General features: G+C 66.8%; 3 protein-coding genes. 1 reads left to right on the top strand and 2 read right to left on the bottom strand.

What is annotated here, in order from left to right; all coding sequences use genetic code 11:
* Together AC04L7_RS13915 and AC04L7_RS13910 are read right to left on the bottom strand one after the other, a co-directional pair.
* Positions 1 to 538 (bottom strand): hypothetical protein (locus AC04L7_RS13915; protein ID WP_475513227.1); only part of this gene is annotated, 538 nt, incomplete at its 3' end.
* A 98-nt stretch (positions 539 to 636) separates the two neighbouring features.
* Entirely contained in the window at positions 637 to 2,040 is a 1,404-nt protein-coding gene (locus AC04L7_RS13910) for a GntP family permease (protein WP_435999229.1), read from the bottom strand.
* Between the two features lie 170 nt (positions 2,041 to 2,210).
* On the opposite strand from AC04L7_RS13910, the gene AC04L7_RS13905 reads away from it, so the two are divergent.
* A partial coding sequence (locus AC04L7_RS13905; protein ID WP_475513226.1) for a TonB-dependent receptor occupies positions 2,211 to 3,920 on the top strand: 1,710 nt, incomplete at its 3' end.

The raw sequence follows: 3,920 nt of genomic DNA, 5'->3' as shown, positions 1-3,920 counted from the left end.
TGTTGTATTCCGGGTCCGGCACCACGTGGTCGGCCCACAGCTGGGCGAGCGACTTGTTGAGCGTGGTGTAGCCGCCGGCGGTGAGGCGAGTGGTGACCGCGCTGTCGTCAATCGCATCCCAGTTGAGCTGCCAGTCGACATAGTTGGCCAGGCGCTGGCGGTCGCTGCTGCCCAGCGCATTGAACTCGGCGACCGTGGTGGCGGTGGCGCCGTAGCTCAGGTTGTTGAGTGCCTGCACGGCGAACGGCGGGCGAGCCAGGGTCAGCAGCCGGGGATTCGACTGTCCCATCATCACGCGGCCACCGGTCGGCACGGCCATGGCGTCCGGTGCGGGCGTGGTGTCCTTGGGACTGGCGCGCTCGCCGCCTTTCCAGCCGTACAGGCGATTCAGGCGCTGACGGACCTGCGTGCCGATGTCGGCGGTCGCCACCGGCGGTCGTTCGGGGCCGGCGTCGCGCCGAGCGCGTGCGCCGACGGCCGTGCGCCGGAGTGGGCCACGCGCGGCGAGCCGACGCCACGGGACGGTGTAGTACGCCATGCGGATTTCCCTGCCTTCCCCGGAATGCGGGAAGTATTGTGCAAGCGCGATGCCCCGTTTGGGACCGCGCGCACAGGCCGGTCACGCCATGGGTGGCCTCAGACCCAGCCCGTGGCGTAAAACACGCCGATGATCACGAACACCGCCGTGGTCTTGATCAGCGTGATGGCGAAGATGTCCTTGTACGACTGCCGGTGGCTGAGGCCGGTAACAGCCAGCAGGGTGATCACCGCACCATTGTGGGGCAGGGTGTCCATGCCGCCGGAGGCCATCGACGCCACGCGATGCAGCACCTCCATCGGGATGCCGGCCGCGTTCGCGTTGGCGATGAAGCTGTCCGCCATGGCCGCCAGCGCGATGCTCATGCCGCCCGAGGCCGAACCGGTGATGCCGGCCAGCGCGGTGACGGAGATCGCTTCGTTGACCAGCGGATTGGGAATGGCCTGCAGCGCGTTGGCCACCACCAGGAAGCCGGGCAGGGCAGCGATGACGGCGCCGAAGCCGTATTCCGAGGCGGTGTTCATCGAGGCCAGCAACGCGCCGCCGATGGCGCTCTTGGTGCCTTCGGCGAAGCTGGCGAACACCGGCTTCCACGCGAACGCGATCACCGAGACGATGCCGACCAGCAACGCGCCCTGCACGGCCCAGATCGCGGCGACCTTCGAGACCTCCTGCACCACCGGTGCGGGATTGCCGATCACCGCCGGGATGAAGGACTGGCTGTCGCCGTAGAAGCCCGGGATCCAGCGGGTGAACAGGAAGTTCGCCACGCCCACCAGCAGCAGCGGCAGGATCGCGATCAGCGGATGCGCCAGGCGATCGCCCCTGAAGGGTTCGGGTTCGTTGCGCAGCTCTTCGCTGCCGGCATAGCCCTCCCCGTTGCGCGCGGCCACGCGACGCCGCCATTCCAGGTACGTCATGCCGACGATCAGGATGAAGATGCCACCGATGGTACCCAGCACCGGCGCGGCCCAGCCGGTGGTGCCGAAGAACGAGGTGGGGATGATGTTCTGGATCTGCGGCGTGCCCGGCAGTGCATCCATGGTGAAGGTGAAGGCGCCCAGCGCGATGGTGCCCGGCACCAGCCGCTTGGGGATGTCGCTCTGGCGGAACAGTTCCGCCGCGAACGGATACACCGCGAACACCACCACGAACAGCGACACGCCGCCGTAGGTCAGCAGCGCGCACACCAGCACGATGGACAGCATCGCGCGCTGCGCGCCGACCACCTTGATGGTCGCTTTCACGATCGCCTTGGAGAAGCCGGAGATCTCGATCAGCTTGCCGAACACCGCACCCAGCAGGAACACGGGGAAGTACAGCTTCAGGAAGCCGACCATCTTGTCCATGAACAGACCGGTGAACATCGGCGCGACCAGTGACGGATCGGTGAGCAGCACCGCGCCCAACGCCGCGATCGGCGCGAACAGGATGACGCTGTAGCCGCGGTAGGCCACGAACATCAGGAAACACAGCGCGGCCAGCACGATCAGGAACGACATCCAACACTCCTCGGCCAGCGCCGGTTGCAGTGCGGCGAGTATCCGCAGGGCCGTGCCGGCCGTCCCACTGTACGAAGGTACGATGCCCTCCGCGCGGGCCACCCCCTAGTGTTCGCTTCAATCGGCGGCACCCGCCCGCCGCCAACGTCATACCCGGGAGGGGGAGACCCATGAAGCGCAAGCACCTGAGCCTGGCCATCGGCTGTGTCCTGTTGTCGTCCGTGCCTGTGGCATGGGCGCAGGACGCCGCGCCGGCCGCCGGCACGCCAGCCACCAACGCCACCACGCTCGATTCGGTCAAGGTCACCGCGCGCAAGCGCGAGGAGACCCTGCAGGACGTGCCGGTCGCGGTCACCGCGTTCACGCCGGAGACGCTGGACAAGCTCAACATCAAGGACCTTGGTGACCTCGATGCACAGGTGCCGAACCTGACCGTGTACGCGGCGCGCGGCTCCACCAGCACCGTGACCGCCTATATCCGCGGCGTGGGCCAGGCCGATCCGCTGTGGGGCGTGGACCCGGGCGTGGGCATCTACCTGGACGACGTCTACATCGCCCGCCCGCAGGGTGCGCTGCTGGACGTGTTCGACGTGGAGCGCATCGAAGTGCTGCGCKGACCGCAGGGCACGCTGTACGGCAAGAACACCATCGGCGGTGCGATCAAGTACATCTCGCGCGGCCTGCCGCAGGAGACCACCGGCTTCGCCTCGGTCACGGTGGGCAACTACAACCAGCTGGACGTGAAGGCGGCGCTGGGCGGCGAGATCGGCGGCAAGGACAGCGGCCTGCGCGGCCGCGTCTCGGTGGCGAGCATGAACCGCGACGGCTTCGGTGAGAACACGTACACCGGCCAGGAGGTCAGCGACAAGGAGATCAACGCGGTCCGCATGCAGCTGGGCGCGTACTCGCAGGACGATTTCGACGTGCAGTTCGCCTTCGACTACATGGACGACCAGTCCGGTGTGCGCGGTGCGAAGATGCTGGCCCCGAACCCGCTGGCCCCGGCCTATCCGCCGACCAGCGACCGCTACGACATCCGCAGCGGCATGAAGAACATCAACGACACCGAGATGAAGGGCGCCTCGGTCACCGCCAACTGGCGGCCGAGCGACAACTGGGCGTTCAAGTACGTCGCCGCCAAGCGCGAATCCGACACCGAGACCAACATCGACTTCGACACCACGCCGTTGCCGCTGGTGGACGTGCGCGCGTTCTACAGCGACAGCCAGGTCAGCCAGGAACTGCAGGCGAACTACGATGGCGGCGGCCGTGCCCGTGGCGTCATGGGCCTGTACTGGTTCAATGGCGACGCCGGTGGCCAGGTGCTGAACTATTTCTGGAACCCGCTGCTGGCCACCGGCCTGACCAATCCGCTGTTCGGCGACACCCAGGGCGTGGTCAACACCAAGAGCATCGCGCTGTACGCCGACTGGACCTTCGACCTGACCGACCGCCTGAAGCTGGACGTGGGCGCGCGCTACACGGACGAAGACAAGCATGCCGTCGCGCTGAACCGCTTCTACACCAACAACCAGTACGAAACGTCGTGGGGCACGGCGGCGAACTTCGACAAGACGGTCAACTTCAAGAACGTCTCGCCGAAGGTCTCGCTGGACTACCAGGTCACCCCCGACATCATGGTCTACGGCCTGGCCTCGCGCGGTTTCAAGTCGGGCGGCTACAACATCCGCGCCAACACCACGGCGGTGCCGCGCTCTGGCGAGCCGTTCGACGACGAATCGGTCGACAGCTTCGAGATCGGCAGCAAGATGTCGTTCCTCGACCAGCGCGTGTTCCTGAACCTGTCGGCGTTCCACAACAAGTACGAGGACATCCAGCTGTCGGTGTTCACCTCGTACACGCTGCCGAACGGCTCGCAG

This window comes from Pseudoxanthomonas sp. LjRoot204_2 (assembly GCF_056175765.1).
Note: the sequence above shows the minus strand (reverse complement) of the source record. Positions and strands in the feature narration are given on the sequence as shown.